The sequence below is a fragment of the Streptomyces sp. NPDC002742 genome, from assembly GCF_042888885.1.
In the GTDB taxonomy this organism is placed as follows: Bacteria; Actinomycetota; Actinomycetes; order Streptomycetales; family Streptomycetaceae; genus Streptomyces.
The window spans coordinates 69,460-95,939 of record NZ_JBIAQF010000018.1 but is presented as its reverse complement, the minus strand read 5'-3'; the positions used below and the strand labels follow the sequence as shown (position 1 = coordinate 95,939).

26 protein-coding genes are annotated in these 26,480 nt (G+C 69.6%); 17 read left to right on the top strand and 9 right to left on the bottom strand.

Translation table 11 applies throughout. From position 1 onward, the window contains the following. The first annotated feature begins 46 nt into the window (after positions 1-46). Positions 47-625, top strand: coding sequence for a helix-turn-helix domain-containing protein (locus ACFYW8_RS29380; RefSeq protein ID WP_389083091.1), 579 nt, complete (start codon positions 47-49; stop codon positions 623-625). Positions 626-775: 150 nt separating this feature from the next. On the opposite strand, the gene ACFYW8_RS29375 is transcribed toward ACFYW8_RS29380, so the two are convergent. Continuing rightward, positions 776-979: a cold-shock protein gene (locus tag ACFYW8_RS29375; protein WP_037627265.1), complete on the bottom strand. Its 204-nt coding sequence runs from the start codon at positions 977-979 to the stop codon at positions 776-778. A gap of 343 nt (positions 980-1,322) precedes the next feature. Here ACFYW8_RS29375 and ACFYW8_RS29370 point away from each other — a divergent pair, with 343 nt between their 5' ends. Further along, complete coding sequence (locus ACFYW8_RS29370) at positions 1,323-2,171, top strand: menaquinone biosynthesis protein (protein WP_365878169.1); 849 nt, start codon at positions 1,323-1,325, stop codon at positions 2,169-2,171. A gap of 128 nt (positions 2,172-2,299) precedes the next feature. Then, a complete protein-coding gene (locus ACFYW8_RS29365) occupies positions 2,300-4,246 on the top strand; it encodes a protein kinase (protein WP_389083395.1) in 1,947 nt (648 codons plus the stop codon). Positions 4,247-4,357: 111 nt separating this feature from the next. On the opposite strand, the gene ACFYW8_RS29360 is transcribed toward ACFYW8_RS29365, so the two are convergent. The 4 genes from ACFYW8_RS29360 to ACFYW8_RS29345 all read right to left on the bottom strand — a co-directional run bounded on the left by ACFYW8_RS29360 (position 4,358) and on the right by ACFYW8_RS29345 (position 11,513). Next, entirely contained in the window at positions 4,358-5,455 is a 1,098-nt protein-coding gene (locus ACFYW8_RS29360; protein ID WP_389083085.1) for a CU044_5270 family protein, read from the bottom strand. Continuing rightward, positions 5,452-6,150 (bottom strand): RNA polymerase sigma factor, encoded by a 699-nt coding sequence (locus ACFYW8_RS29355; RefSeq protein WP_389083079.1) that lies wholly within the window; start codon positions 6,148-6,150, stop codon positions 5,452-5,454. The genes ACFYW8_RS29360 and ACFYW8_RS29355 overlap by 4 nt, the downstream gene beginning before the upstream one ends. 100 nt (positions 6,151-6,250) lie before the next feature. Then, on the bottom strand, positions 6,251-6,850 hold the full coding sequence (locus tag ACFYW8_RS29350; protein ID WP_389083074.1) for a hypothetical protein: 600 nt from the start codon (positions 6,848-6,850) through the stop codon (positions 6,251-6,253). 64 nt (positions 6,851-6,914) lie between these two features. Further along, positions 6,915-11,513, bottom strand: a complete 4,599-nt coding sequence (locus ACFYW8_RS29345; protein ID WP_389083068.1) for an FtsK/SpoIIIE domain-containing protein — start codon at positions 11,511-11,513, stop codon at positions 6,915-6,917. Between the two features lie 277 nt (positions 11,514-11,790). On the opposite strand from ACFYW8_RS29345, the gene ACFYW8_RS29340 reads away from it, so the two are divergent. Beyond that, positions 11,791-12,096 (top strand): WXG100 family type VII secretion target, encoded by a 306-nt coding sequence (locus tag ACFYW8_RS29340; protein ID WP_365878159.1) that lies wholly within the window; start codon positions 11,791-11,793, stop codon positions 12,094-12,096. A 68-nt stretch (positions 12,097-12,164) separates the two neighbouring features. Here the strand turns inward: ACFYW8_RS29340 and ACFYW8_RS29335 are convergent, their stop codons facing one another. After that, a complete protein-coding gene (locus ACFYW8_RS29335; protein ID WP_389083061.1) occupies positions 12,165-12,728 on the bottom strand; it encodes a hypothetical protein in 564 nt (187 codons plus the stop codon). Positions 12,729-12,934: 206 nt separating this feature from the next. On the opposite strand from ACFYW8_RS29335, the gene ACFYW8_RS29330 reads away from it, so the two are divergent. The 10 genes from ACFYW8_RS29330 to ACFYW8_RS29285 all read left to right on the top strand — a co-directional run bounded on the left by ACFYW8_RS29330 (position 12,935) and on the right by ACFYW8_RS29285 (position 20,505). Next, positions 12,935-13,240: a WXG100 family type VII secretion target gene (locus ACFYW8_RS29330; protein WP_389083056.1), complete on the top strand. Its 306-nt coding sequence runs from the start codon at positions 12,935-12,937 to the stop codon at positions 13,238-13,240. Next, positions 13,237-14,520 (top strand): putative T7SS-secreted protein, encoded by a 1,284-nt coding sequence (locus ACFYW8_RS29325; RefSeq protein WP_389083051.1) that lies wholly within the window; start codon positions 13,237-13,239, stop codon positions 14,518-14,520. Before ACFYW8_RS29330 ends, ACFYW8_RS29325 begins: the two co-directional genes overlap by 4 nt. A gap of 79 nt (positions 14,521-14,599) precedes the next feature. Beyond that, positions 14,600-15,178, top strand: coding sequence for a hypothetical protein (locus ACFYW8_RS29320; protein WP_389083046.1), 579 nt, complete (start codon positions 14,600-14,602; stop codon positions 15,176-15,178). Continuing rightward, a complete protein-coding gene (locus ACFYW8_RS29315) occupies positions 15,175-15,843 on the top strand; it encodes a hypothetical protein (RefSeq protein WP_389083041.1) in 669 nt (222 codons plus the stop codon). The genes ACFYW8_RS29320 and ACFYW8_RS29315 overlap by 4 nt, the downstream gene beginning before the upstream one ends. Further along, positions 15,840-16,403 carry a hypothetical protein gene (locus ACFYW8_RS29310; RefSeq protein ID WP_389083037.1) on the top strand — a complete coding sequence of 188 codons (564 nt, stop codon included), beginning with the start codon at positions 15,840-15,842 and terminating at the stop codon, positions 16,401-16,403. Before ACFYW8_RS29315 ends, ACFYW8_RS29310 begins: the two co-directional genes overlap by 4 nt. Positions 16,404-16,620: 217 nt before the next feature. Next, positions 16,621-16,932, top strand: a complete 312-nt coding sequence (locus ACFYW8_RS29305; RefSeq protein WP_365878155.1) for a hypothetical protein — start codon at positions 16,621-16,623, stop codon at positions 16,930-16,932. Next, positions 16,929-18,332, top strand: coding sequence for a hypothetical protein (locus ACFYW8_RS29300; RefSeq protein ID WP_389083030.1), 1,404 nt, complete (start codon positions 16,929-16,931; stop codon positions 18,330-18,332). Before ACFYW8_RS29305 ends, ACFYW8_RS29300 begins: the two co-directional genes overlap by 4 nt. A gap of 69 nt (positions 18,333-18,401) precedes the next feature. Next, positions 18,402-19,220, top strand: coding sequence for a hypothetical protein (locus ACFYW8_RS29295; RefSeq protein ID WP_389083026.1), 819 nt, complete (start codon positions 18,402-18,404; stop codon positions 19,218-19,220). A 5-nt stretch (positions 19,221-19,225) separates the two neighbouring features. Then, positions 19,226-19,906: a hypothetical protein gene (locus ACFYW8_RS29290; RefSeq protein ID WP_389083021.1), complete on the top strand. Its 681-nt coding sequence runs from the start codon at positions 19,226-19,228 to the stop codon at positions 19,904-19,906. After that, on the top strand, positions 19,906-20,505 hold the full coding sequence (locus tag ACFYW8_RS29285) for a hypothetical protein (protein ID WP_389083017.1): 600 nt from the start codon (positions 19,906-19,908) through the stop codon (positions 20,503-20,505). The genes ACFYW8_RS29290 and ACFYW8_RS29285 overlap by 1 nt, the downstream gene beginning before the upstream one ends. Positions 20,506-20,553: 48 nt before the next feature. Here ACFYW8_RS29285 and ACFYW8_RS29280 read toward each other — a convergent pair whose 3' ends face one another. The 3 genes from ACFYW8_RS29280 to ACFYW8_RS29270 all read right to left on the bottom strand — a co-directional run bounded on the left by ACFYW8_RS29280 (position 20,554) and on the right by ACFYW8_RS29270 (position 23,336). Next, entirely contained in the window at positions 20,554-21,450 is an 897-nt protein-coding gene (locus ACFYW8_RS29280) for a hypothetical protein (RefSeq protein WP_389083012.1), read from the bottom strand. Between the two features lie 204 nt (positions 21,451-21,654). Further along, the gene (locus ACFYW8_RS29275) at positions 21,655-22,476 is read right to left on the bottom strand and encodes a hypothetical protein (protein WP_389083007.1); all 822 of its coding nucleotides are present in this window, start codon (positions 22,474-22,476) and stop codon (positions 21,655-21,657) included. A 209-nt stretch (positions 22,477-22,685) separates the two neighbouring features. Then, on the bottom strand, positions 22,686-23,336 hold the full coding sequence (locus ACFYW8_RS29270) for a hypothetical protein (protein WP_389083003.1): 651 nt from the start codon (positions 23,334-23,336) through the stop codon (positions 22,686-22,688). A 418-nt stretch (positions 23,337-23,754) separates the two neighbouring features. Here ACFYW8_RS29270 and ACFYW8_RS29265 point away from each other — a divergent pair, with 418 nt between their 5' ends. The 3 genes from ACFYW8_RS29265 to ACFYW8_RS29255 all read left to right on the top strand — a co-directional run bounded on the left by ACFYW8_RS29265 (position 23,755) and on the right by ACFYW8_RS29255 (position 26,467). Next, entirely contained in the window at positions 23,755-24,405 is a 651-nt protein-coding gene (locus ACFYW8_RS29265; protein ID WP_389082998.1) for a hypothetical protein, read from the top strand. 64 nt (positions 24,406-24,469) lie between these two features. Continuing rightward, on the top strand, positions 24,470-25,210 hold the full coding sequence (locus tag ACFYW8_RS29260; RefSeq protein ID WP_389082994.1) for a hypothetical protein: 741 nt from the start codon (positions 24,470-24,472) through the stop codon (positions 25,208-25,210). A gap of 525 nt (positions 25,211-25,735) precedes the next feature. Beyond that, entirely contained in the window at positions 25,736-26,467 is a 732-nt protein-coding gene (locus tag ACFYW8_RS29255) for a hypothetical protein (RefSeq protein ID WP_389082989.1), read from the top strand. Positions 26,468-26,480: the final 13 nt, after the last annotated feature.

Genomic DNA, 26,480 nt, shown 5'->3' with positions numbered 1-26,480 from the left:
CACTCTGTTCGTCAAGGCGAACGTTCGGACCGATGGAGAGAACGACATGACCGATGACGGCACCGGTGTCCCTCCGGCCCGCCTGCCCCTCGACTGGATCGCCGCCTCCCTGCGCCGCGAGCGCGCGCGGGCCGGCCTCTCCCTGTCCGAGCTGGCCAAACGCGCCGGGATCGCGAAGTCCACGCTGTCCCAGCTGGAGGCGGCGAGCGGCAATCCGAGCATGGAGACGCTGTGGGCTCTGGGTGTCGCGCTGGGCGTACCGTTCAGCGCGCTGGTCGAGCCGCCGACCCCGGCCGTCCAGGTGATCCGCGCGGGGGAGGGGCCGACGGTCCACTCCGAGCAGGCGGCCTACGCGGCGACGCTGCTCTCCGCGAGTCCGCCGGGAGCCCGGCGCGACATCTACCACCTGCGGGTGGAGCCCGGCGCGGCGCGCGAATCCGACGCGCACGTTCCCGGGAGCGTGGAGCATCTGATCGTGGGCGCGGGGCGGCTGAAGGCGGGCCCGCGCGGTGAGGCGGTCGAACTCGGCCCCGGTGACTACATGGCGTACCGGGGCGATGTGCCGCACGCGTACGAGGCGCTGGAACCAGGGACGACGTTCGTCCTCGTGATGCAACACGTGTGAAGCACCCGTGACGCGCGGGCGACGGGACGGGAGGCGCGAAGGCGGGCGGGGAGCCGGGGAAGGCAGGAGCCCCGCGACCGGCTGGCGCGGGGCTCCTTGGGTACTGCTATCCGTTCCGGATCAAAGCTTTGGGCTCATGGAGCCGAAGGCTTAGAGCGGAGTGACGTTCTCCGCCTGCGGGCCCTTCGGACCCTGCGTGACGTCGAAGGAAACCGACTGGTTCTCTTCGAGCGAACGGAAACCGTTCGCGTTGATCGCGGAGTAGTGGACGAAGACGTCCGGGCCGCCGCCTTCCTGGGCAATGAAACCAAAGCCCTTTTCGGCGTTGAACCACTTCACGGTTCCGGTAGCCATAAGCCCTCCTTGGGCCCAAAGGGTTGCCCTGCTCCAGAACCTGCGATTGTGTAAACAACTGCATACGTCTGAAAACGACGAGAGCCCGCGGTCACATGCTCCGCAGGCTCTGTACTGCAAGGGAAACCAAACTGCAACTTGCGGCGAGCCTAGCACGCAGGCAGCCGAAAGCAATAGAGGCAAAGATCACGTCATCCGGATGGGTGGCCCGAGCGGGCGAGGGCTCTGACGTGCGTTGACTTCGTGGTGTCACAGCAGTTGACACGAGGGGTCCGGATGGTTTCCACCAGCACACGCCGACCCTGAAGCCCGTACGGTATCGCCCGGGGTCTAGCCTCGCGATGTGGACAATTCTCGCACCCGGCCGCGCGTCGGCCACATCCAGTTCCTGAACTGCCTGCCCCTGTACTGGGGGCTCGCGAGAACGGGCACGCTCCTCGACTTCGAGCTCACCAAGGACACCCCGGAGAAGCTCAGCGAGCAGCTGGTGCGGGGGGATCTCGACATCGGGCCCATCACGCTCGTCGAGTTCCTCAAGCACGCCGACGACCTCGTGGCCTTCCCGGACATCGCGGTCGGCTGCGACGGGCCCGTGATGTCCTGCGTGATCGTCTCGCAGGTTCCCCTCGACCGGCTGGACGGCGCCCGCGTCGCCCTCGGTTCGACCTCGCGCACCTCGGTGCGGCTCGCGCAGCTGCTGCTGGCCGAGAAGGTCGGGGTCCAGCCCTCGTACTACACGTGCCCGCCCGATCTGAGCCTGATGATGCAGGAGGCCGACGCCGCCGTCCTCATCGGCGACGCGGCGCTGCGCGCCAACCTGCTCGACGGGCCGAAGTTCGGTCTCCAGGTGCACGACCTCGGGGCGCTGTGGAAGGAGTGGACGGGCCTGCCGTTCGTCTTCGCCGTGTGGGCGGCCCGGCGCGACTACCTGGAGCGCGAGCCGCTCGTCACCCGCAAGGTCCACCAGGCCTTCCTCGCCTCCAGGGACCTCTCCCTCGACGAGGTCTCCAAGGTCGCCGAGCAGGCGGCCCGGTGGGAGGCCTTCGACGAGTCCGTCCTGGAGCGGTACTTCACGACGCTCGACTTCCGCTTCGGTGGCCCGCAGCTGGAGGCCGTACGGGAGTTCGCGCGCCGCGTCGGCTCGACCACCGGGTTCCCCGCGGACGTGAACGTACGGCTCCTCCAGCCGTGAGGCGCCGGTCGTCACGTATCTGACGGGTACGAGCCGGCAGATACGGGGCGACAGCCACGCGGTTCCGGGCGCGCACGGCACTACGCTGCTGGGCAGTGTGTACGGGGGAGGGGTGAGCCTTGAGTGCCATGCAGCCGCTCGGAGTCGACGAACCCACGGTCGTGGGGCCCTACCGGCTGCTCGGCCGGCTGGGGTCCGGCGGCATGGGGCGCGTCTATCTGGGACGCAGCGCGGGCGGGCGTACGGTCGCGGTCAAGATCGTGCATCCGCACTTCGCGCTCGACGAGGAGTTCCGCGCCCGGTTCCGCCGCGAGGTCGAGGCCGCGCGGCGGGTGGGCGGCGCCTGGACGGCCCCCGTCCTGGACGCGGACCCGGAGGCGCCGGTTCCCTGGGTCGCCACCGGCTACGCGGCCGGTCCCTCGCTGACGGCCGCCGTGGCGGACGGCGGACCGCTTCCGGTCCACTCCGCGCGTGTCCTCGGGGCCGGTCTGGCCGAGGCGCTCACGGCGGTCCACGCGCTGGACCTCGTCCACCGCGACGTCAAACCCTCCAACGTGCTGCTCACCCTCGACGGACCGCTGCTCATCGACTTCGGCATCGCGCGGGCCACGGACGGCACCGCCTCCCTGACCTCCACGGGGGTCTCGGTCGGCTCCCCCGGCTACATGTCGCCCGAGCAGATCCTCGGCAAGGGCGTCACGGGAGCCGCCGACGTCTTCTCGCTCGGCGCGGTCATCGCCTACGCCGCCACCGGGGAGCCCCCCTTCCCCGGCGACTCCTCCGCCTCCCTCCTCTACAAGGTGGTGCACGAGGAGCCGCGACTCGACTCCCTGGAGGGCGAGTTGCGCGAGCTGGTGGCGGCCTGCCTGGCCAAGTCGCCGGCGGCGCGGCCCACTCCGGGCGAGGTGGCCGTCCGGCTCGCACCGCAGGGCGCCGCCCGGCTGGTGTCGGCGGGCTGGCTGCCGGGCTCCCTGGTCGAGCGGGTGAGCCGAAGTGCCGTACAGCTGCTGAATCTTGAGGCGACGGGGGCCGTGGAGGCGGCGCCCTCCGGGCCGGTGGGGTTCAGCAGCCCCTCGGTGGAGACCGGTCGGGCCGTCGGAAGCGGTGCCGGGTCCGGTGCGATGCGGTCCGGCGAGGCGGCGTCCGGTGGGGTGGCCCCGGGTGGGGTGCCGTCCGGCGAGGTGGCAGGAACGGCCGGGTCGGGCGGAACGGGCGGAACGGCGGGGTCGGGCGGAACGGCGGGGTCGCGCCGGGGCTTCGGGCCGCCTCCGCAGGGCTTCGGGCCGCCGCCCCCGATGCCCACGTACGTACCCGGGCAACGCGAGAGCAGGGCCGCCGTCGAGCCGCAGGACGTCGTACACCGTGAAGGGGTGCTGGAACAGCGGCCTCACGACCGTCCCGGCAAGGTCTCCGTCAGCGTGGCGGCGACCTCCGCGCCCGGGGCCGACGGGCGTGGCCGCAGGATGAGTTGCACGGTCGCGCTGGCGGTCGCCGGAGCGCTGGCGGCGGCGACCGTGGGCTCGGCGTTCCTCTTCGACCTGCTGCCGGGCGGCGGCACGACCGACGAGAGCGGCGCGGTGGGCGCGCCTCCGTCGGCCCGGGGGAGCCGGAGCGCCCCCGCCACGGGGCCGTCGGTGAGCGCGAGCACCCCGGAACCGGGTTCCACGGCGAGCGCCCCCGGACCCGGCCCGACCGAGAGCGCCCCCGACAAGGCGGGGCAGCCGTTGATCCCGGCCGCCTACCTCGGCACCTGGGAGGGCGACGGCCTCGGCCTCAACGGCACCCTTCCCATGGGCACCTTCCACGTCACCGTCCACCAGGCCGCCGTGGGACAGGAGTTGGGGACCTTCAGGCAGACCGACCAGATCGGCGGCATCTGCGACGACGTACTCATCCTCAAGAAGGTGACGAAGAAGCAGCTCGTCGCCACGAGCGTGGCCGCGGAGTCCAACCGCGACGTCTGCACCAAGGGCCGCCACGAGGTCCGGCTGACTCCCGTCGGCGGCGACCTCACCTACGCCACGGACAACGCCGAGGCGGGGGACCCGGTGGCCCGGATGGCGAAGGTCGGCTGAGGGCTGTCCCGCGCGGCTGCCGAGGCCCGCGCAGCCCTGTGGCCGTCGTCCTGGGACGACGGCCACAGGGGCGGTGGGCGATGGTGGGCCTCAGCCCGTGGCGGTGGGACCTCAGCCCTTCCGCGCGGGCGTCTGCTTCATGCCGTCGACGATCGCGCGCCCGGTGATGGCGCTGATGCCGCGGACGGTGCCGGGCTTGACGACGACCCCGTCCTGGGTGACCGACTTGACCTGCACGGTCCGCTCGCCGAGGAAGACGTGGGTCTTCTTGTCGAAGATCCACTCCTCGCGTTCGCCGCTGGTCTCGTCCAGCCGCGCCACCGCGACGCCCGAGCGGCCGAGCGCGTCCTTGGCGTCGTTCACCACGACCACGCCCGGGATCTTCGCGGCGGCCTTGAACAGGGCCGAGTAGAGCTTCGCGGGCGGGTAGCTCTCGACGAGCAGGTCACCGATCGTGGTGAACGCCTCCTGGTCAGGGGTGTTGCCCTGCGTCGAGGTCTCCTTGTAGATCAGCTTCAGCAGCTCGTCGGGGTCGGTGGTCAGCCGGGCCAGGAAGTCGTACGACGGGTGGTTCAGGCCGGCCTCGGGGGTGTTGCCCCGCTCGTCGGGCAGGCTCAGCGTCTCGCCCTCGGAGCTGTCGTTGACGGCCGCGTCGATCAGCCAGCCCTTGGTGCCGTCGGCGGACCGCCAGACCTGGCGCCGGTGCAGGGCGTAGCTGGCGAGGCTGCTGTCGTCGCCGGCCGTCTTCACGAAGGTGTCGGCCGTCTGGGACTCGATGTAGACGTACTGACCGGGTCCGACCGTGGGGTGGGTCTCCTCGGCCGCCGCCAGTGAGACCTGGTCGAGCAGCTGCGGCAGGCCCTTGGTGGTCGTGGCGCCGACGGGGACGATCGCCGCGGGTCCGGTGGCGAGACCACCGCTGTGCACGCCGCTGTCGATCAGCAGCGCCCCGGCGACGGCCGCGCAGGCCAGCGCCATCGCGGGCAGCACGAACGCCGGGCGCAGCAGACGGATGCCCCGGGGCTTCGGCAGGGCGGGGGCGGCCTTCGTGGTCTTCGCGTCCCGCTGGGTGTCCTGCTGGATGTGGGCCATCAAACGCTCCTTGTGGAACTGGTGACGGCCCGCCGGGAGATCGCGCGCAGTCTGCGGGAGGAGAGGCGCGCTCTCGTCCCACTCGGCCGGACTCTGCCGGGACTGGGTCGCTTTCATCGTTTTCCTTCCGATACGGGCCGGATCGAGTTGATGTGTTCTCCTCTTGTCTGTCGATCCGGCGGGCCGAGTTCCCGATTTCCTCGTACGGGTTTTCCCGCGCGTTCTTCGGTGCGGCGGTCCGTGTACGGGACCGGCGCAGCTCGGGCGGCGGGTCGGCCGCCGAGTTCGGCCTCGGTGAGTTTGCGCAGCTTGGCGCGGGCCCGGGAGAGACGTGAGCGCACCGTTCCGACGGCGATGCCGAGCGCCTCGGCCGCGGCCGTGTACTCCAGCCCCTCCCAGAGGCACAGCGTCAGGACCTCGCGCTCCGGTCTGCGCAGGGCGCCGAGCGCGCGCAGGGCGGCGGCGATACGCCGTCGGTCGTCGAGTCGGCCCGCCACCTCGTCGGCGTGGTCGGGCAGCGCCGTCTCGGCCTCCGCCGCGGCGTTCGCCGCCGCCCGGTAGCGCCGGTTGCTGCGATGGTGGCCACGGGCGATGTTGATCGCCACGCCCAGCAGCCACGGCCGCAGACTGCCCCCCTCGGCGTCGACCCGGTCACGCAGCCGCCACGCTTCCATGAAGGTCTCGGCCATCACGTCCTCCGCCGCGGACCAGTCGGCGGTGAGGCGGAAGGCGTGGTTGTACACGGCGCGGGCGTAGCTGTCGTACAGCTCGGCGAACGCGCTCGGATCCCCGGCACGTATCCGGGTACGCATGTCAGTGCTCACCTTATTGACTGCCGATCCGCGCACCCCGGGTTCCCGTGATCCGCGTCACACTGGGCGGCGGAGGCCCGTCCAGCCACAGGACCGGGGCTCAGGCGGACCGGGTCTTTTCGCGGGCGTTCGCGACCTTGATGGCCACGGTGATCAGCGCGGCGGCGACGAGCACCGTCGAGAGGAAGCCGACGGCCCAGACCCAGGGGTACTCCTCGTGCAACCAGCAGGGACCGCCTTGGGAGTAGCACCGGGAGTCCCAGTCGCGTCGATGCTTGGGGCGGAAGGTCGCGAAAAAGACCACCGCCCACACGAAGAAGGCGGCGACTCCGGGCAGGGAGGCGGCGGCCCAGCCGAGCGAGCGGAGTGGGCTCCTCTTCCAGTTCATCCGCGACAGGGTCGCGATCATGGCGGCCACCCCGAGTGGCAGGAGGGCGCCGACGCCGGCGGCGAAACCGTATCCGGTTCCGGGCGAGGCGGGGGCGACATGGCCCCAGAGCTCGGACCCCCAGGCCATGACCAGGAGCGCGAAACCGACGAACGCCGCCATGGCCGCCAGTAGGAACAGGCAGCTGAGGAACGTCTCCCCTCGGGGCGCCTTCTTCTTCTCCCCCTCCCCCGACGGCCGCTGCCGCACATGCTCGTATCGCAGCGCCGCCCCCGCGGCCCTCTGCCTCTTCGGTTTCGCCGATCCGCTCATCGGAACCGTCCGCCCCCTCTTCCTTCTCTTCCCTGTCCTTCTCGCGGCTGCCCGACCCTTCGGGTCACACAGGTGTCGTCACCGTCAGCGGCTCCCCGTCGCCGAGGTGCAGCAGGCCCTTGCCGGGGGCGATCGGCCCACCGACCATGCTCCGGTTCGTACGGATGCCGATCAGCTCGCCGGCGGAGGAGTCCTGCGGGGAGAGCAGGATGCCGCGGCGGCCCTTCTTCATCTCGACCTGCCAGCCGGAGAACCCGCTGCACACGTCCTCCTCGTCGCCGGCGATGACCAGTCCGAGACCGCGTTCGGCGCCGCGCTGCACGATCCGCTTGAAGACCGTCTCGGCGTCGCAGTCCTCCAGGACCTCACCGTCGTCGACCAGCACCACGATCGGCTCCTCCGGTGTCGCCGAGTCGATGGCCTCGCGCAGGTCGTCGCTCTCGATGTCGTCCTCGTCGAAGACCTTCAACACGCCTTCCTGGCCGTCCAGTTCGCGCAGCGGCGACGGACGGGGCGCGGCGACGACCAGGCGTACGCCCTGGGCCAGGTACGACCGGGCCATGTTCATCAGCGTCGTACTGCGGCCGGACTTGGCCGGGCCCGCGACGACGAACGTCGGCACGCCCTTCGAGAGGTCCGGGCCGAAGCCCATGATGTCGTCGCCGCCGATGCCCACCAGGCTCCACAGCCTGGAGCGGGAGGCGTCCGGGTCGCGCATCTCCCAGGCGTCGGTGAAGCCGATCCGGGTGGGCAGCACGTCGACCCGGAACGGGCGCCGGGCACGCGGGAGTTCGGCGTCGCGGAGCGCGGCCGCCTCGCCGATCGCCGCGAGCGCTGCGGCCTGGCCCTGGCCGGTGGAGTCCTCGGTGAGCAGGGCGAACTGGGTCTCGGTGCCGTGTTCGTTGCGGTAGCCGCGGCCGGACGGGATCTCCTCGGGGATCTTGCGGGCGTTGACGCCGATCAGCGAGAAGTCGGAACGGTCCGCGAGCCGCAGCGCGTACTTGTCCTCGGTGAGCGAGCCGATCCGGGTGGAGAGGATCTGCCGGTCACCCGTCATCACCAGGTGCAGACCGACGCTCGCGCCCTCCCGCATCATCGCGGTGAGCTGGTCGGTCAGATCGCCGTGGTCGTACTCGCCGAGCGTCGGCAGCCAGCCCTCCCACCGGTCGAGCAGCACCACGATGTGCGGGAGCCGCTCGCTCTCCGGCTCCGCGGCCCGCTGCTCGCCGATGTCCGCGAAGCCCTTGTCGGCCAACAGGTCCTGTCTGCGTGTCAGTTCACCCTTGAGGCGGGCGATGAGGCGGACCACGCGCTCGGTCTGGTTGCGTCCGACGACGGCGCCGCAGTGCGGCAGCCGGGTCAGTGCGTTGAGCGCGCCGTTGCCGCAGTCGATGCCGTACAGATGGACGTCGGCCGCCGAGTGGGTGCGGGCCAGCGAGCCCGCGATCGTCCGCAGGATCTGTGAGCGGCCGCTGCGCGGAGCGCCGCCGACGAGCAGATGCCCGAAGGACGCGAAGTCCACGACGACGGGCCGGCGGGCCTGGTCGGCGGGCAGGTCCTCGACCCCGTACGGGGCGGGCGGCAGCTTGCCGGGGCCGCCCGTGAACGCGGGAACCCGGATCTCGTCGAGCAGCAGTGTCTCGGAGAGGGCGGGCAGCCAGGGACTGTGCTGGGGCGGGATACCGAGGGCCTGGTTGGCCTCGCGCACCGCGTCGACCAGCACCTTGAGGTCGGTGATCTCCTCCTCCTCGCGCTGCTCGGCCTTCGGCTTGACCAGCGCGGCCCGCCCCAGGTCCGCCCAGCCGAGCGGCCCGGCCCAGGGCGCGAGCGCCGTCGGATCGGCGGCTCCGGGCCGGCGGCCACCGACGCGGCCCGACTGGAAGGGCACGAGCGAGGCGTGCCCGAGACGGACGTACGCCCGGCCCGGCGTGTTCTTGGAGATGTGCCCGGCCTCGGGGGAGTCGATGACATCGCTCGACTCGCCGCCGTCGGTCACCCGCAGCGCTATGCGGAGGTTGGTGTTGGCGCGGATCTCGGGAGAGACGACACCGCTGGGGCGCTGGGTGGCGAGCAGCAGATGGATGCCGAGCGAACGGCCCCGCTGGGCGATGTTGACCAGGCCCGTGACGAAGTCGGGCAGGTCGCGCACCATGGAGGCGAACTCGTCGATGACGATGAGCAGTCGGGGCACGGACGCGTGCGAGGGATCGCGGCGTACGAGGTCCTGGTAGTCCTCGATGTCCTTGGCGTCGGCGGCGGCGAGGATGTGTTCGCGCCGTTTGAGCTCCGCGCCGAGCGACTCCAGGGCGCGCTCGACGAGATGGGCGTCGAGATCGGTCACCATGCCGACGGTGTGCGGGAGTTTGACGCAGTCCTTGAACGCCGAGCCGCCCTTGTAGTCGACGAGGACGAACGTCATGTTCTCGGGGGTGTTGGCCACGGCCAGCGAAGCCACGATCGTCTGGAGCAGCTCCGACTTGCCGGAACCCGTCGTACCGGCGATCAGACCGTGCGGGCCGTCGCGCCGCATGTCGATGCCGAACGGACCGTCGTACGACTCACCGATGACGGCCGTCGTGGACTGCCCGCCCAGCCGCCAGCGCGCGCTGATCGCGTCGCCGGTCGGCGGCTCCAGTTGCAGTACGTCGAGCAGCCGGCTGGCGCCCGGGAGGGCCGAGTCCTCGGTCTCGCCGCTGATGTCGCGCAGCGCGGACAGGGCGCGCGCGAGCCGGGAGCACCAGGCCGCCGACACGAAGTCCGGCCGTACGTCCCGTACCCGGGCGATGCCCGTCTGCTGGACGCGCACCCGCAGTTCGAGGGCCTTGTGCGTACCGGTGGCGGAGTCGTCGGCCTCGGTGGCGTGCCAGGCGTGGAAGGAGGGGAAGCCGCCGGGGGCGGTGGGCGCGGTGGTGGCGGGCCGCCGCTCGGTCGCGTGTTCCTCGGGCCTGGGCTCCGCGATCACGATGGCCTGGCATTCGCCGGGCAGGAACCGTTCCTCGGCGTCCAGACAGATCGCGTACATGGACATGGCCGGGCCCTCGCGCAGCAGTCGCACCACGCCGGGCATGGACCGCAGGCGGCGGGAACCGTCCCAGACGACGACGATGTCCGGGTCGCTGAAGGAGGCCTTGTTGCCGTTCTGCTTGGCGGCCTTCTGCCGGGCGTCCAGGAGCTGGGTCAGCTCACCGATACGGGCGCCGACGGTCTCGGCGTCGGTGCCGATGAGGACGTTGGCGTCCTGGGCGCCGGCGGGCCTGCTGTGCGGCAGCCAGCGCACCCAGTCCCAGCCGTCCTCGCCGCTGTTGTCCGTCAGGACGTAGAACTGGACGTCCAGCGGGCTGTGCAGCACCGCGGTCTGCGCGACGGCCCAGCGGCCGAGGGCCTGGGCGGAGTCACCGGGCCCCGCGATGCCGACGACACCGCGCTCGCCCAGCGGGAGTGCGACCGGCGCGTCCTCGATGGTCCAGGTGACCTGGCGCTTGTGGTCGTCCTGCTCCGGGTCGTCGAGGACCACCTCGGAGGGCAGCCGGCCCGTGCCGACCCGCAGCAGCAGATGGTCCGCGTCGGTGCGCCGCCGCTCCCACAGCCGGGTGCGCGGTCCGGTGCCCAGCGACAGCACGGTCGCCGGATCGGGGACCGCGCGACGCCGGTCGAGCCGCTCGGCGAGCAGTGCCTCCTGGGCGTCCTTCTCGATGCGCGCCTTGTGCTCGTTGTAGTCCTTCACCTGCTTGGCATGGGACTTGCGCCCCTGCTTCTTGTCCATCAGGTAGTTGCCCAGCATGATCAGCGGGCTCATCAGAGCCATGATCATGTAGTACCAGCGGCCGAAGACCAGCACCATGACGATCGCGCTGACCAGCGGCGTCAGCGCCATCAGCCAGGGCAGCGGCCGGGCTTCGTAGTCCCGTACGGGGTTCGGCAGCCGGAACTTCGTCTCGCGTTCCGGCGGATGCAGTCGCGGCGGCCGGTTGTAGTCGAGCCCGGCGCCGTCGTCCGACCACTTGAGCGCGGCGTCGGGCGGTGTGTAACGGTCCAGCTGGAGAAGGGTGTTGCCGATGGCGACCTGGCTGCCGAGCGGCCACTCGTCGTCCTCGCGTTCCTCGAAGGGCGCGCCGTCGAGGGTGACGCCGTCCTTCCCGCCCTTCTCCCCTTCCTTCTCCCCGTCCTTCTTCCCGACCGCGGTGACACGGCACGTTCCGTCCGTTGCAACTGACAACGTCAGTGCCCTCTGCGGAAGTTCGGGATCGTCGACGCGGACGTAGGACGACGCCCCGGCGCCGATGTCGTACCGGCCGATCCCGAGCCGGTGCACGGCACCGGCCGCGGGGCCGCCGGCCACCCGCAGTTCGACCAGTCCGGTCGGTTCGCCGGGCAGGCATCCGGCGGGGTCGTGCAGGCTGACGACGGCACCTTCGCGCAGCGGCGAGGTGCCGATGGTCGCGGCCGGATCGACGGGATACCCGTCGACGTACGCGACGGGCGCGCCGCCGCCCGCGGCCCCCTGGTGGTGCCCGAGGGGAATGATCTGCGCGCCGCCGCCGTAACCGACGTGCTCCGCGAGCTCCTTGGCGATGTCCCCCACCGAGGACTCGGGATCCGCGTCGAGAACCACGTCGGCGGTGGCGCCGCCGAGCGGGTCGACGACGGTCAGAGTCAACCGCACGCTCGTCCTCCCCCAGGTACCGAAGGCCGCTTCCGGAACACCGGCCACAGTGCTCTCGACGATAGCCGCTCGCCGCTTCCCACAGGCAACGGCCCGTGTGAGGGAACCACGAAGGCCGGTGCCGTGCACCATCCTTGGTGCGGGCTCGTGACAGAACCGGGGTGTGCTCCTGCAAGCGCCGTAAGTAAGCTGCTTGCTCAACGCGGACGGTCGCACCATCCGCATCAGGAGCCACGGGGGTTGGCCCTGCGGCGAGTTGAAGCATGGAGGACGCCACATGGCCGGCGGCAAAGACGCAGACATCACATACGAGAAGATGCGGGGCGCTGCTAAGCGACTGGGCCACGAGAAGGAGAAGATGGAGGACAAGCTCCATGGCCTCGACAGTTACATCGACGGCCTCGTCGCCGACGGCTACACGACGTCCAAGGGCTCCCAGGCCTTCGACGACTCCTTCAAAGAGTTCACCAAGGGCATGAAGGAAACCCTTGAGGGCCTCAAGGGCATGGCCAAGTTCCTCGACGACGCCGCGAAGGCGTACGAGGACCTCGACGACCAGCTGGCCAAGGGTGTCAAGGGTTAGGGCAGTTCGCGGTCAGCGTGACGTTTGAGTGCGATGGGGCACCTGCCGTGTCCCATCGCACCGCCGTTTCAGACGTCGAGGACGCCGGAGCCCTCGGCTCGTGATTGCCGCATCAGGTGCGTGTGGAGTTCGCTGCGCTGCTCTTCGGTGGTCAGCATCAGCCAGGAGCCGTCCGTGAAGCGAACACGCAACTTCCGGTTGTCGTACGCGGGCAGAGGGTCCTCGACGACCGCCGTACCCGCGGGGATCTCGGCGACGACGCGCATCCGGTCCTCCCTGCGGACGGATACGCGCTTGGGCGGGGCCGCCAGCACGATGCGGCCCTCCGTCAGCAGGACGAAGCGTTGATGGTGGGAGGAATGGCCGTACCAGCGCAACAGGAACTGGCCCGCGGCCTTGTTCCAGTCGCCGTCGAAGGCCGCGTCGAGCCCCTGCTCGGCGATGGCCTTGTCCCGACTGTCGATGTCCAGGTCCCCGGCACGGGCACGGTCGCGCTCCTCCTTCGTCGACAGGAGGCGTTTGAGCGCCTCCTCGCCGGAGGCGAGAAGGCTGAGCAGCATGGCGACGGGCATGAGCGGCGCGGCGAGAACAGCGCCGAGCATGCCGAGCGGTGGCAGGAAGGCCGGCCGCAAGGGGCCTTCTCCGGCGGCCAGGTGAACGCTCCGGGGAGGCTCCGGAATCCGGCCTATCGTGCACCACGCACCGGCGTCCGGAGTCACGCCGAGGCGGTTGCGTGCTGTGCGGTCGCTGCTCCTGGACAACGCGTCCCACCTTCCTCGCTGACTGCGGGGCGAAGTATCGCAGCAGTGTCTCATGTTCACGATGGGGGAATTCGTCAATGGGTGACAGGACCGCTTACGACCTGGACCTGATCAAGGACTGCTCGCGTTCGCTGGGCAGGATCCACCGCGAGTTCGAGCAGCACGGAAATCCGGCGGACGGTTACAACGACGCACTCGGACACGGTGGTTTGAAGGATGCCTTCGATGATTTCGGCGGCACATGGAAGAAGACACGCAAGAAACTGATGAAGGAAATAAAGAAGCTCGCCGAAGCCACATCGGTCGCGGCTCAGAAGTATGAGGAGATCGACCACGAACTGGCGAAGGCCATTTCGGGAGCGAAGGGCAAGGGCAAGCGGTGAGCAGGCGATCCAGCGACTGGCCGCCCCTGTGGGACGAGGACCCGACACCGGGTGACCCCCACGAAGTGGCGGCGCTCGGGCGCAAGTTGCGCGAGACGGCCGAGATGATCGACGAACAGGCCAGAGTCATCAAGGCGTTGTCCTCCGTGGACGGGTGGGACAGCGATGCCGGGCGCGCCTTCAACGAAGTGGCCGACGGCGCGGGTGACCGGCTGAAGAAGGCGTTCGAGCGGTACGACGAGGCGGCGAACGCGCTCGGCGAAAAGGTCGTCGACGGGGAGTCGACGGAGTTCGCCGGAGAGCTGCACCGAGCGCAGCAGAAGGCCGACAAGGCGTTGGCGGACTACCGGGAGGCCAAGGACGACCACGATCTGGCGGAGCGGGAGGTGAAGAAGTTCACGGAGAAGCACCTTGTCACGGACATCCCGGAGGCGGACAGGCCCGAATACGAACGCTGGAAGAAGAAGCAGAACGAGGCGCTGGGCAGGATCGGCCAGGCGCGCAAGGAGGTGAAGGACGCCCGGGACATCTTCGACGACGCCGGAGACCGTGCGGCGCGGCACATCAGGGACGTTGTCCACCACGACGCCGTGCGGGATCCGGGCGGATTCATGAACTGGCTTGCCGACTGGGCGGATACGTTCTCCAACCTCTCGGCGATCTTCTCGGTGCTTGCGGTCGTCTGCGCGTTCGTCCCGCCCCTGGAGTTCCTGGTACCCATCTTCGCGACTCTCGCGGTCCTCTCCAGTGCCGCGGCTCTGGCCGGTCACGCATATGACATGTCGGTGCGGGGCGGGAAGGTCAACTGGCTGAAGTTGGGCACCGACGCTCTGGGCATCCTTCCTGGGCTGGGGTCCCTCAAGGGCTTCCGGGCCCTGGTGGGCCTCAAGGGCGCCGCGAAATTGCGGGCGTTCGGGAAGCTCGGCACCTTCGGATCGTTCAGAGGCATCGCCGCTGTCGACGGGATCGGCCACAACTTCCTCAACGGCCTGAGCGTGACGCTGACGAACAAGACCTTGGCCAGTGGGCTCAAACTGGGCCAGAAGCTGGGCATTTCGGGGCTTCCGGAGAAATTCGTCCCCATGGGCGGCAAGGAGATCACGGCCGCCATCAAGGGAACGGGCCTCGCGAGCGCCCTGCACCGGATGTTCAGCGGGGAGAACGGAGGGACGACCGGATATCAGCCGCCCGCCCAGAAGCCCTCACCGACGCCGATGCCCACACCGAGCCCTTCCCCCGGCGCCTCGCCGAAGCCCTTCCATGCCGCGCTGGCCGCATAGCCCGGCATCCCGCGGTGGACACCGTACGAGAGGAGCAGGGCGCACATGAGTGAGCCCGTACGAGAGGAGGAGGGCGCACATGAGTGAGTCGAGCGACCTGGGGGAGTGGGACTTCATCGGTCGCAGAGGCGGGGAGCCGGCTCGGCTGGTGCCCGGCGAGGTGATCGCCGCGGTTCCCGACGCGCGGCGGCTGGCGGAGGACGCGGGCCGGGAAGTCGGCTTCGACTTTCTGGACGACGGGGCTGTTCTTCGGATGCTGCGGCTTCGGCATCAGGACGAGCAGGAGATGTTCGACGCCGGTTTCCGGACCGGGGTTCCGCTCGCCCTCGTCGGTTTCGGCGCCGCCGTGTACTGGGGCGGAGTGGCCCAGTACTGGGAGTCGGGCAGAGGTCAGCTGATCTATCTCGCGGTGACCGGAACGGCCGTGATGGTTCTGTCGGGTCTGTGGATTCGAGCCGCGGTGGCTCATTGGGGGGACCCCGCCCGGCAGAATCTGCGGGCGAGGGCTCGGAAGTACCGTGACGTGGCACATGCTGCCCGCAGAGGGGGAGCGGACATTCCGGTGCACTATCCGCACTACGGCCCGTATCCCTTTGCCGCCACGTACCGTCCCGACGCGGGCGAAGCGAGATTTCCCGATGGAGAAGAACGGTCATGACCGCGATATCAGTTGAGGGCGAACTCCGGAGTCCGGCCGACGGGAACGGCGTGGACGTCCGGTGGATCATGCCGGACGGCTTCTTCGAGATTCCGCTGGACGCGGAGGATCTGGACGAGACCGCCGAGCAGTTGGTGGAACTCGCGCGCGGCGCGATGCCGGAAGCCGACTTCGACGTGCAACTGCAATGGGCCGTCATGTGCGCCGCCCACTACGACTCCTTCGTGGAAGCCGGAGTTCAGTACGCGGGGTTCGTTCTCACCGAGGTGGAGGGCGCACGCTGTACGGCGACGGTGACCGTCAGCATGATCGATCTCGATGCCCAGGCAGGGCCCGACCCTGTTGGATTCATGGGGTCTTCGCTGCGGCACCTCGGCATCGGGCAGGTCAGTGAGATCGAGCTGCCGTGCGGCCCGGCTGTCTGCTGCATCGGAGACCGGAAGGGAAGCCTTGACGGCAGTCTGACCGCGTCGGGCGAGGACGAGCCGGTCCGGACGTCCTTCATCCAGGTCCAGGTGCCGCTGACGAACGGGACCGCGGTGGTGTTCGAGATGGGTACGCCCACTCCCGACGGGTGGGAGGTGTTCTCGTCCATGTTCGCCGGGGTCGTGAAGAGCGTGCGGTTGTTCGACACCGAGGGCGAGCCGGTCGTGATGCCGGGATGACGACCGGACCGGACGCGGCGGCTCCGCCCAAGGACTACCGACTGCTCGTTCCGCGCGAGTGGTTCAGGGTCGATCTGGGCCAAGGTCGCTGGCGCGGACAGCTGAAGACCTTCGTGGACCTGCAGGCAGCGGGCAAGAACGTACCGGCCCAGGCCAAGCAGGAGGCCTGGGCGGGCCTGCGCAACACCGCTGAATCCGCGGTGGCGAACGGCGCCCTGGAGTTCTTTCTGCGGCCGGAGTTGGACGACGGCGGCATCCTGCCCGTATCGCTCGTCGTGTCGCTGATTCCGCGTCCCGGTTCCCCGGCGCCCGAGGATCTCCTGGCCTCGTTCGAGGAGATGGAGCACCGGAAGGGGCGCGGTGCCGAGGTCTCGATCGTCGCTCTCCCGGCCGGTGAAACCGTCCGGATCCGCACACGGACCACCCTGGACCTGTACATCCGGATGCCGGGAGCGGCGGGTTATCTGGTCCTCGGGTTCGTCGTACCCCTCACCGGCGTCGTCGGTCCCATGGAGCGGCTGTGCACCTCGATCGCGGGATCACTGCGCTGGATCATGTGATCCACGTCAGCGGCGGTCTCCGGGGACCGGGCGGGAACCGTGGGTGACCAGAACTGATGCGGGCGATCCCGATAAGGCGTTCTGTATGGTCCCTTTGCTCTCCATTGGTTGCTCGTTCGAAAACCCTTGAAAGAGGGTGGAGGGTGGCCGAGAGGCGCGTGTGCCGGACGGGGCGGCCGCGGTGTGGTTGTAGGGCAGCGGGCGCATGGGGGTGGCAGTGGCGGATCACATCGCGGTGTCCACGACGGAACTGCGGGACATCAGCCGCTCCGTCGCGAAGCTGAGGACGCATTTCGAGCAGGCCAAGGACCTGGTCGACTCCTACGATCCCGAGATCGGCTCGGGTGAGGTGGCCGAAGCGCTCGACGCCTTCGCGGACGACTGGAAGAAGAAGCGCAAGCAGCTCTGCGACGGCCTGGAGTTCCTCGGCAGGACAGCGGGCGAGGCCGCCAAGGCCTACGACGGCCTGGACCAGCATCTCGCCGACGCGCTCCTCAAGTCCCAGGAAGCCAAAGGCGGCGGCAAGTGAGCGACGACTTCTCCGGCGTCGACTGGCAGACCGCCCGCTACGACGACAGGGAACTGACCCCGGGTGACCCCTACGAGGTCGCCCGGCTCGGCAAGCGCATCGCCGATACCGCCGAGCTGATCCAGGAGCAGGCCGCCAAGCTGCACAACCTGGTCGACGGCAACGGCTGGGACTCCGACGCGGGCCGTGAGTTCCAGAAGAAGACCGAGGACACGGTCGGACTCCTCACCAAGTCGCACCAGCGCTACGCGGCCGCCGCCGAAGCCCTGGGCTCCCAAGTGGGCGCCGCCCCCGCCGACGAGCACCAGCACACGGACTGGGCCACCGCGCTCGACCACGCGCAGAACCTCGTACGGGCCGCCCTGATCAAGGCGAAGGCCGCTGACGCGGACCGCAGCCACTGCCAGAAGCAGATGGAGCAGCATCCGGGCCCCGACGACCACCCGGACAAGCAGCGGCTGGACAAGCAGAAGGAGTGCGCCGACACGGACCTGGAGGATGCCAAGAAGGACCTCCGCAAGGCGCTGGCGTACCGGGACACCCAGTCCGGGTACGCCAAGGCGGCCATCCATGACGCCGTGGAGCACGACGGGTTGAAGGATCCCCAGCACCACTGGTGGGACAACTGGAAGGACTGGGTCGCGGACATCGGGCACTGGGCCGGAGTCGCGGCGGCCGTCCTCGGTGTGCTGGCCCTGGTCCTGAGCTGGGTGCCGGTGCTCGGCGAAGTGCTCGCCGCGCTGGCCCTGATCGCCTCGGTCGTGGCCCTGGTCTGCGACACGATCTCCGCCCTCGACGGCAAGGGCACCTGGCTGGACGTCGCCATCGACGCGATCGGCGTACTGTCGTTCGGCGCCGGACGCCTGCTCGGCACCACGGCCAAGGAGGCGGCGGTCGCCGCGCGCGGGGCCTCCGCTCTCAAGGACGTGGGCCTGGCGCGGGAGGCGGGGCTGAACCCCGCGGCGGCCCGCGGCCTCGCCGAAGCGCTCAACGGGGTCAAGCCGGGCCAGATCGGCAAGGCGCTGGCCGAGGGGCCGGCCGAACTCCTGCCGCGCATGCGGTCGGTGGTCAAGGAGTCGCTGGACGTCAAGGCGTACGTGGACGACATTCGGGTGGCCGCCGGTCAACTGCCCGGCGAGGAGAGCCTTCTCGCGGAGGGCGCGCCCAAGCTGGCGCAGATCTCGGGGTCTTCGTTCAAGACCATGGCGGGATTGGGCAAGGCCCTCTACATCGGCAGCCAGACCCTGCCGCTCGGGCTCGGCTGGTCCAACCTGGCCCCGGTCGGCGCTGGGGAGTCGAAGGCCACGGGACCGAACCTCCTGAGCGGACTGAAGGAGATTCCCGGCGTCGGTGCCGGTGGCATCCCGTTCTACAACTGGACGTGGCACGCGGGTGGCTGAGTCGGACGGCGGCGAAAACTCTCGAGGAACGGGCAACGCGGGCCGCTCCGCGGAACAGAGGACCAAGTGGTGAACGAGGAAGAGGCGTCCGTCGACGACCTGTTCGCGCGGCTGCCCGAGGACGGGCGGCGGACGCTGGAACAGATCGGCATGGGCCTGCCGGAACTGCGCCGGATGGCCGCCCGCGACGGTGGGATGCGGCAAGTGCGCGGTGTCCTCTCCGAGTTCACCACCGAGCCGGACCCACGCCGTCCCGGCGACGACGAGGGACCGGCGGAGCGCGTCGCCGTACGGCCGTGGGCGCTGCTGTTCGTGGCGGCCGTCACCGGCGTGGTCCTGACCGAACTCTCCACCCTCGCACTGCACGAGACGGCGCTGCTGGTGGGAGCGGTCTGCGGGGCGGGCGTCCTGTTCGCGGCCTTCAGGACCCGTGAGTCCCGCGGCGGGCTCGCGCTGCGGTGGATCACGGTGACGGCGTACGTCGTCCTGGTGCTCGCCGGCTCCTTCGGCACTCAGCAGTGGTACTTGAGGCTCCGCGGGGCCGAGCAGCCGGTGACGATCGCCGAACCGCTCCATCAGTGGACCCATGGGACCAGGGAGACGTACTGCCGGGTCCGGCTGCGGGACGGTTCCGTCCGCCAGGTGCTCGGCAACCGGGAGAACTGTGCCGACCGGGTCGGCCTGAAGGACACGGCCGTCGTCGACACGGCGGGCCACTACCGGCCCTTCCTCGGCACGAAGGCCGACATCGGGGGCACGCTCGGCGGATTCGTCGCCCTCGGCGCGACCGCCGTTCTGATTCTGGCTCCGGCGGGCGCCGTGGCCCTGGGGCGGAGGCCGCGGACCGACCGGCCCCGCGGGGAGCGGACGGATGGGGGAGCGGGATGAGCGGGATGAGCGGACCATCGGACAACAGCGCGGCCCCCGAAGCGGAGCCGGGCCCGGCACCGGCTCATGCACCGGTTCATGCTCCGGCTCATGCACCGGCACCAGCGCCGCCACCTCCCTCCGACTACCGTCTGGCCGTCCCCGAGGGCTGGGAGCGCGTCGTCCTCGACCCCGGCCGCTGGCCCCACCGCATCGACAAACTCGTCAACCGCGGTCTGCGCAGGACGCGGGCGACCCCGCAGCTCAAAGCGGCGCTGGCGGAACGGATCCGGGAACAGGCCGAGGCCGCGCACGCGAACGGCGGGGTGGAGATGTACCTCGTCAACCAGGTCGTCGGTCAGGTCCCGGTGTCCGCCGGACTGGTCGTGACCCTCCTTCGGCCCCCGCCCGGCGCCGCCCACGGGGACCTGTCCGACACGGCCGTGTCGCTGGCGGCCCGCGGCGCCGACGTCACCACGATCGACCTGCCCGCGGGCCCGGCCGTACGCCACTTCTACCGTCGCCGTCCCGCACCCGACGACCCGGACGGCAACAGGCTGACCGTCACCCACCTGGATGTCCACCTCGCCGTACCGAACAGCGACCAGCGTCTGCTGCTCTCCTTCTCCACCCCGGTGGAGCCGTTGGCGGACGCGCTGGTGACACTCTTCGATTCGATCGCCCGCACACTCCAGTGGATGGCCTGATGCCCGAGTACTCCGAGTCCACCGTCCACATGCAGGCGCCCGAGGCCGCCGTCCCCCTCCCCGTGCACGGCCCGGTCGACCTGGACGCCTGGGCCGTGGACGCGGCCCGTCTCCGCGCGGGCCGGGACGACGACGCGAGGCTGATCGAGGCGCTCGCCGTCGAACTGGGCGAGGCGGCGGCCGACGCGCGCGGCCGTGTGCCGATCGTCGCGCTCTCGTACGTCCCCGAACCCCGGCTGGGGGAGCTGGCCCGCATCGAGCTGTCCCCGCTCGTCGCCGACGAGACGTACCCGGCCGTCACCGTCGACCTGCTCCACCGCTATCTCGCGATGCCTACGGACCTCTCGTTCCGTCCGCCCGAGGCGGAGCGGCGCACCCTGCCGGCCGGTCCGGCGGTCCGCGTCCGGCACGCGTACGTCCAGGAACCCGACCGGGACGGAACGGGCACCATCCTGGAGACCTGCGCCTACGGCATCTGCCCGGACAAGAAATGGGGCCTCGTCCTGCTCACCTCCTGGCGCGCCCTCGCGCACACCGACACCCTGTGCGCCCTGACGGACAGCCTCGCGGAGACGATCACGGTGACGTCGGCCCGCTGAGCCGGCCGCCGACCGTCACCGCGTTTCCTGTGCCGCCGCGACTTCGGGTCAGATATCGCCCTTTCGGAACCGGGCGTTCTGCCCGTCCGCGTCCATCAACTTGAAGGCGGCACTGCCGATTCCGTACGTGGGATCGACGCGGTCGTGGAGCCGGTAGGTGACGTAGACGCTGCCGCTCGGGCGCCGGTGGATCAGCAGGGTTCCGCCGGGCTCCTTGCCTTCGAGGAGCTCCCGTACGGCTTGGTGCTGGCCCGGTGTGAGGTCGTCCGGGTCCATCAACGGAAGGGGGTTCTCCAGCGCGCGGGTGATGTCGTCGCGGCAGTTGGTGTCCCGCCCCGCCAGCCGGCACCAGGATCCGTCGGTGAAGGTGATCGTGAAGTCCGTGTCGTACCGGCTGAACTCTTTGCGGGTGGCGGCCGCGACGTGCGACCGTTCGGTCTCCCAGAGGACCTCGTCGAAGGGGTTGTCCACGTCGTTCAGCAGCCCCAGGACGAGGACGCGCCGGTCCGTGACGGCCAGATGCGTCCGGTCCGTCTCGGGCCGGCGCGCCGGATCGAGCTGCCAGGGGAGTGAACGGGCGAGGGCACCGGGCGCCGCCCACATGACCGGGAAGTCCTCGACCTCGTTCTCCGGATCCTCCGGAGCCCCGAGTGTCGCGACGGTACCCGTGCTGCCCGAGCCGGCCAGGGATTCGAGGACGCCCAGCGTCGCCACGAGCAGCACGCTCGCTCCGAACTTCGCTCCGGAGCGCAACCGGCGTTCGGTCTTGCCGCGGACGGTGAAGCGGGGGCCTTCGGGCCAGCCGGGCAGCTCGTCCTGGATGTCCGTCCGTCCGGTGTCCCGGAACCAGCGCATGCCCGCCACGGGAGTGGCGGCGCCCGTGGCGAAGCTCACCGCGGACCGTGCGATCAGGGTCTCGTTCGGGTCGGGTTGCCAGATCGTCATCAGTGTCGAACCTCGGTGTGCGGTGTGCGGTGTGCGGCGCGCGGTGGCGGATTGGTGGAGACGGTCGCCGGACCCGTGGACCCGCCGCTGTGGAGCGCCGCGTCGGAGCCCGACGCTGATTCCCTTGCGGAGCACCTTGCCTGCGACACCGGTTCCCCGGCCGAGCCGCTCGGCCCACCGGGCGCGCGCCTCAGGCGGACGTTGTCATCGGTTGACGGACTGGATCTCCTGGACGGTGATGTCCTGGGTCGTTCCGAAGGTGCCGTCGGGAAGGCCGCCGCCCGCTCCTCCGGTGCCGGTCCAGTTGACGGCCCAGGTGATGGTCGCCCTGAGTCTGTACATCCCATCACCCGACGAGCGCAGGTACTTGATCCCGCACGGTGGTGTCTGGCCGGCCTTGCCCTTGGCGTACGGCGCACCGATCGAGTCGTCGTCGTTCAACCGGCATTCGCCCGAGGCCGGATAGGTCTCGGCGTCGCTCGTCCCCGGCTCCAGCTTGAGCGAGACGGGCTTCGCGGTGGTCGTCGCCGAGATGTCGAGCCCGGCGACGTCGAGCGCCGCGGTGACGGACACGTCCTTGAACGTGGCCTTGTCGAGCCAGGCCCAGGTGGGGAGGTTGACCTTGGTGATGTTTTCGGGGGCGAGGGTGACTTTGGTGTCGGGGAGCCGAATCGCGTTGTACGCGGCTTCGGCGAGGATCCTAGGCGTGACGGCCTGGGGGACGCCGGGATCGTCGTTGTTCGCGACCCAGAAGGGCAGTTCGCCGCATTCCATGCTCGCGGGATCGTCGAGGCGGTCGGGATTCTGGACGGCGACCCACCAATTCCCCTCGTCGGCCTTGTCCCCGTTGTAGTCCTTGTACTTACCGTCCGTGTAGATGTCCCGGAACTGCCCGACCGCGGTTTTCGCGTAGTTGGCCTGGCCGGGGGCATTGATCGTCTCCTCGTACATCGTCTCGACGTACTTCTTGAACTCGGCGACAGAGCGAGGCTCGTACCAGCAGGCCGGCGGGGTCCAGTTGCCCACGGGCTGAACGGTGCCGTTCTTGCTGCCCCGAGGGCGAACGGAGCCGGAGTACGTCACTTTCGAGATAAGGGTTCCGGCGTCGGAATGGCCGCTCTGTTTGGTGTCACCCTGAGTGCCCGCACTCGGGGGCCAGTCGGCCGAGGCGGTTCCCGGTGCCAGCGCGATCACCCCCGCGACAGCGCCGATCGCGAGAAATCGCCCGCAGGTTGCTACGGCGTGCACGACTTGTGCCCCCTCTGTGACGTGAGTTTCGTCGTCTGCCAGACGCCTTGCTTGTCCTTCTCGAGTCGCGTCGCGTAGAGGACGTACGACTTGTCGGTCACGCCTGTCTTGAGGATCTTGCTCGACTTCCGGTCCTTCGCGAAGGCCTTGGACTGGTCCTCGCAGTACACGACGCCCGCCGAGGCGGAGTCGAAGACATCGACCTTCGCGTTGTAGTAGCGGTTGACGCCGGTGATCGAGTAGCCGTCCTTCACGATGGACGTGACCCAGTCCCGGGCATCGGCCAGGGCGTTGTCGCTGTAGTAGAAGCCGAGGGCGGGCAGGTCGGCGTTGCCTTCAGCGATGGCGTAGTTGGTCGCATCGACCCTCCGCTCGACGTCGGCGAGGACCGCGTCCTTCGCGGCGTCGCCGGTCCGCCAGTTCTCGAACCTGTCGCTCAGATCACTCGGAAGGGTGATCCTGGGGCGATTGGCCGGACCTGTCGCACTCGGCGAAGCCGACGTCTTCGTGTCTCCGGTGTCGGCCCCCGCGATCTTGTCGTTCCCCTTCGGGCTGTCGCCCCCGCCGCCGCAAGCAGTCAGCAGCAGGGCTGTTGTCGCGGCGAACGCGGCAGCAACGGGCAAAGAGCGGCGCTTCACAGTGGACTCCCCGTGAGACATCGGTTGAGCGAGGTCGGTCAAGGGCAATGACGGTATCCGTGGGGCTCTTGGTTTCGCCAGGAGGGACCTCGCTGGAAATGTGGATGTTCTGGGAGGAAGGCGGATCAAAGCAGATCCTTCTCTGTTCAGATCCGTTCCGGGCATGCCGTCGATCACATCAACGGGCCCTTCTCTCCGCGCCGTTCGCCGTGCGGCGGGCGGCCAACGCAGACAACTTCCGTACGGACCACGCCTGTGCGCCTTCGCGCGAGCTACGGCAAGTCATCCCACGGCTCCCGTGCCGCCACGCCACGCATCCCCGGTGTGCACCGACCTCGTAGGCTGACCCGGGCCGAGCAGGTCGAACAGACCGGTTCGGTCGAACGGATGGATGAGATACGAACCCGGGGGACGAGCCATGGCCCGCTACATGGAAACGCTCACCGTCGAGCGCGGCGGATTTCGCATCAAGGTGCCGGAGTCGTGGTGGGAGTTCGACGTGCGGCCGGAGTCGCGGGACGACTCGATCCGGCGCATGGTGAGCGAACGGATCGACCGGCGACCGGAGTTGGCCCAGTACCGCGACACCTACACCGGCTTCCTGCGCAAGGCCGCGGCCGACGCCTGGAAGTCCGGTGCCCTGTACTGCGGCTGCATGGCGGAGTCCTTCGGCGGTGACACCCCGATCACCGGCTCGGTCACCGTCTCGATCGTCGGCGGTCGCTCGGGGACCGGTGAGCCCCTCTCCACCGATCCTCAGGTCATCGCGGGCCAACTCGCCGTGCGGGAGGCGAAGAAGGAGGGCGACGCCTGGCGCAAGGTGACCACCGTCGAGATACCCGGCGTCGGTCCCGCCGCGCGGACGTACGGCGTCGAGGACATCGTCGTCCCCGGCGACAGCCTCCAGCGCACGATCCGAGCCGTCCTCATGCAGACGTTCATCCCCGTGCCCGGCCAGGAGGGCAAGGTCGCCCTCGTCGCCGGCAGCAGCCAGGTCCTCGACCTCGCCGACTCCTTCTTCGACATCTTCGACGCCGTCACGTCGACGTTCCGCTTCGCGGACCAGTAGCCGCCCGCGTCAGGGTGGCGCGGACCCACCCCCTTCCGAAGCCCTTGACCACGGGGAGAGCTCAATGGATCCGGCTGTCATCGTTTCAGGTTTTCCAGGTGTCGAGGAGTTTCCTGGATTGTCGGACGCCTGGCATTGGTCGCCCGCGCCGGGGCTCGACTTCGCCGCGGCGCTCAGTGAGGACCGCCGGCTTCTGTTCCAGGTGAACGCGCGTGATTCCTATGAGGAGGGGTTGGTCAGATCTCTCCTCGTGGCGGCGCGGGCGTCAGAATTTCAAATCGCCTCGGAAGACGCTTTTCTTGTCGCTGTTCCCGGATTTCGCCATCCGGGCACCGGGTTCGACGTCTTTGGTGTCGCGCGCCCCGGGGTGCATCGATATCATGAAGTGCGGCAACCGGGGCTGCAGGAAATGACCTGGGCGATATTTCCGGGATATCAATGCGAATTTGCGCCGCCCGGCAGCTATTCGTTGGAAGACGCCCGGGAGAGCTTCGTTCGGTTCCTCGCGCCGGCCGACCTTCGGCGCTCGCCGGCCCCGTTCCTCCGAGTGCGGTTCGACAACACGGTGACCAGGGGCGGGACCGACGGACCGGACGGTGTTCTGGTCGTACCGGGAACTCTGTACCGTGAACTCGGGCTGCTCAACGGTGCTCCCGGAAGTTTTGTCGAGTTCGAGAACTTCCGAGGACAGACGTTCCGGGTGGAGTGGGACGGGGATTGGATCCTTTCCGGCGGAGGGGCTGACGCCCGCCGCATCGGTCTCGACGGCCTGCTGGACTTCGCGGCAGAGGTCCTGAACGCCTGATGCGAGGCTCCGGGGCACGGACGGAATCGGGAACCGATGCGCACCACCGGACCGAAGTGTCCCTTCCGGGGGAACGCGGCGGTGGTGAACTCGGGGTACCCGTACTGCTCGGCTCGTCCTCGTCGTTAGGGGTCCCCCGTGTGGCTGAAAGATCACGCCCCTCCCGTCCCACCCGTAAGCACCTCGTGCAGGCATCGTGCGCAAGCGGTGACGGACCGTACGTAATGGGCACGTCAGGGATTCGCTGCCGCACAGTCCGGCGGGTCGGCTGATTGCCGGGCCCAACAGGGAACCGGACGCCTTCCGTTGCGCGTCGATAACGTCGAGTCGGGTGCGCTTCAGGGGCCTTGACGCGCCTTGAGGGGCTTATGCGCGGCTGATACGGTGCCATGGCTTGACGCTCGCTCCAGCGCCGGCCGTCCGGCCAGGTCGCACGGTACGTCCCGTAAGGGGGCGCGGGGGTGAAGTGTCCTACTTGGCGCGTGAATTGACAGACATTTTCTTGGGTGTACGGGGAGCGGTCGCGTGAGGATCCAAGAGCGTACGGGGGCGGGAAACAACCGTCCCGCCACCTCGGCTCACCCGGTGATGGGTGAGCGTCTCCCCATGCCGCCTCGCGAGCGCAAACCCGCGCTGGCCGCTCTCGCCGTGCTCCTCATCCTCGTCGGCGCGCTCGGCGCCACCATGCTGGTGCTTCGTGCCGGGGACCGTGTCGAGGTCGTGAAGGTCACCAGTGACATCCAGGCCGGTGACTCCGTGGGCGATCACACGACCTCCGTGCTGGTGGCGGCCGACCCCTCCATCCACTACGTCAAGTCGAGCCAGATCGAGGAACTCAAGAAGCTCAAGGCCAGGTCCCCGATCTACAAGGGGACCATCGTCATCGGCGAGATGTTCGCCGAAGGCGCCACCGTTCCGGCCGGCAAGGCCTCCGTGGGCGTGTCCCTCAAGGAGGGCCAGTACCCCGCGGGCATCAAGTCCGGTGACACGGTGGCCGTCTACCGCGTCGGCGACAGCGGATCCAGCGGCAGCCACGGGTCGTCGAGTTCGAGTTCCTCGAATTCGAGCTCGTCCAGCGCGGGCAGCGCTCCCCTCGTCGAGCGGGCGAAGGTCAGTTACGTCCGGGACCAGACGGACAGCACGATCAGCAGCACCAACCTGCCGGTCACCCTCATGGTGGACAGCGGTCAGGCCGCGTCCGTCACCGATGCCGCGTCGGCCGGTCAGGTCGCCCTCGTCATCGTCCCCGGCAACTAGAGGCGAGTGAGTA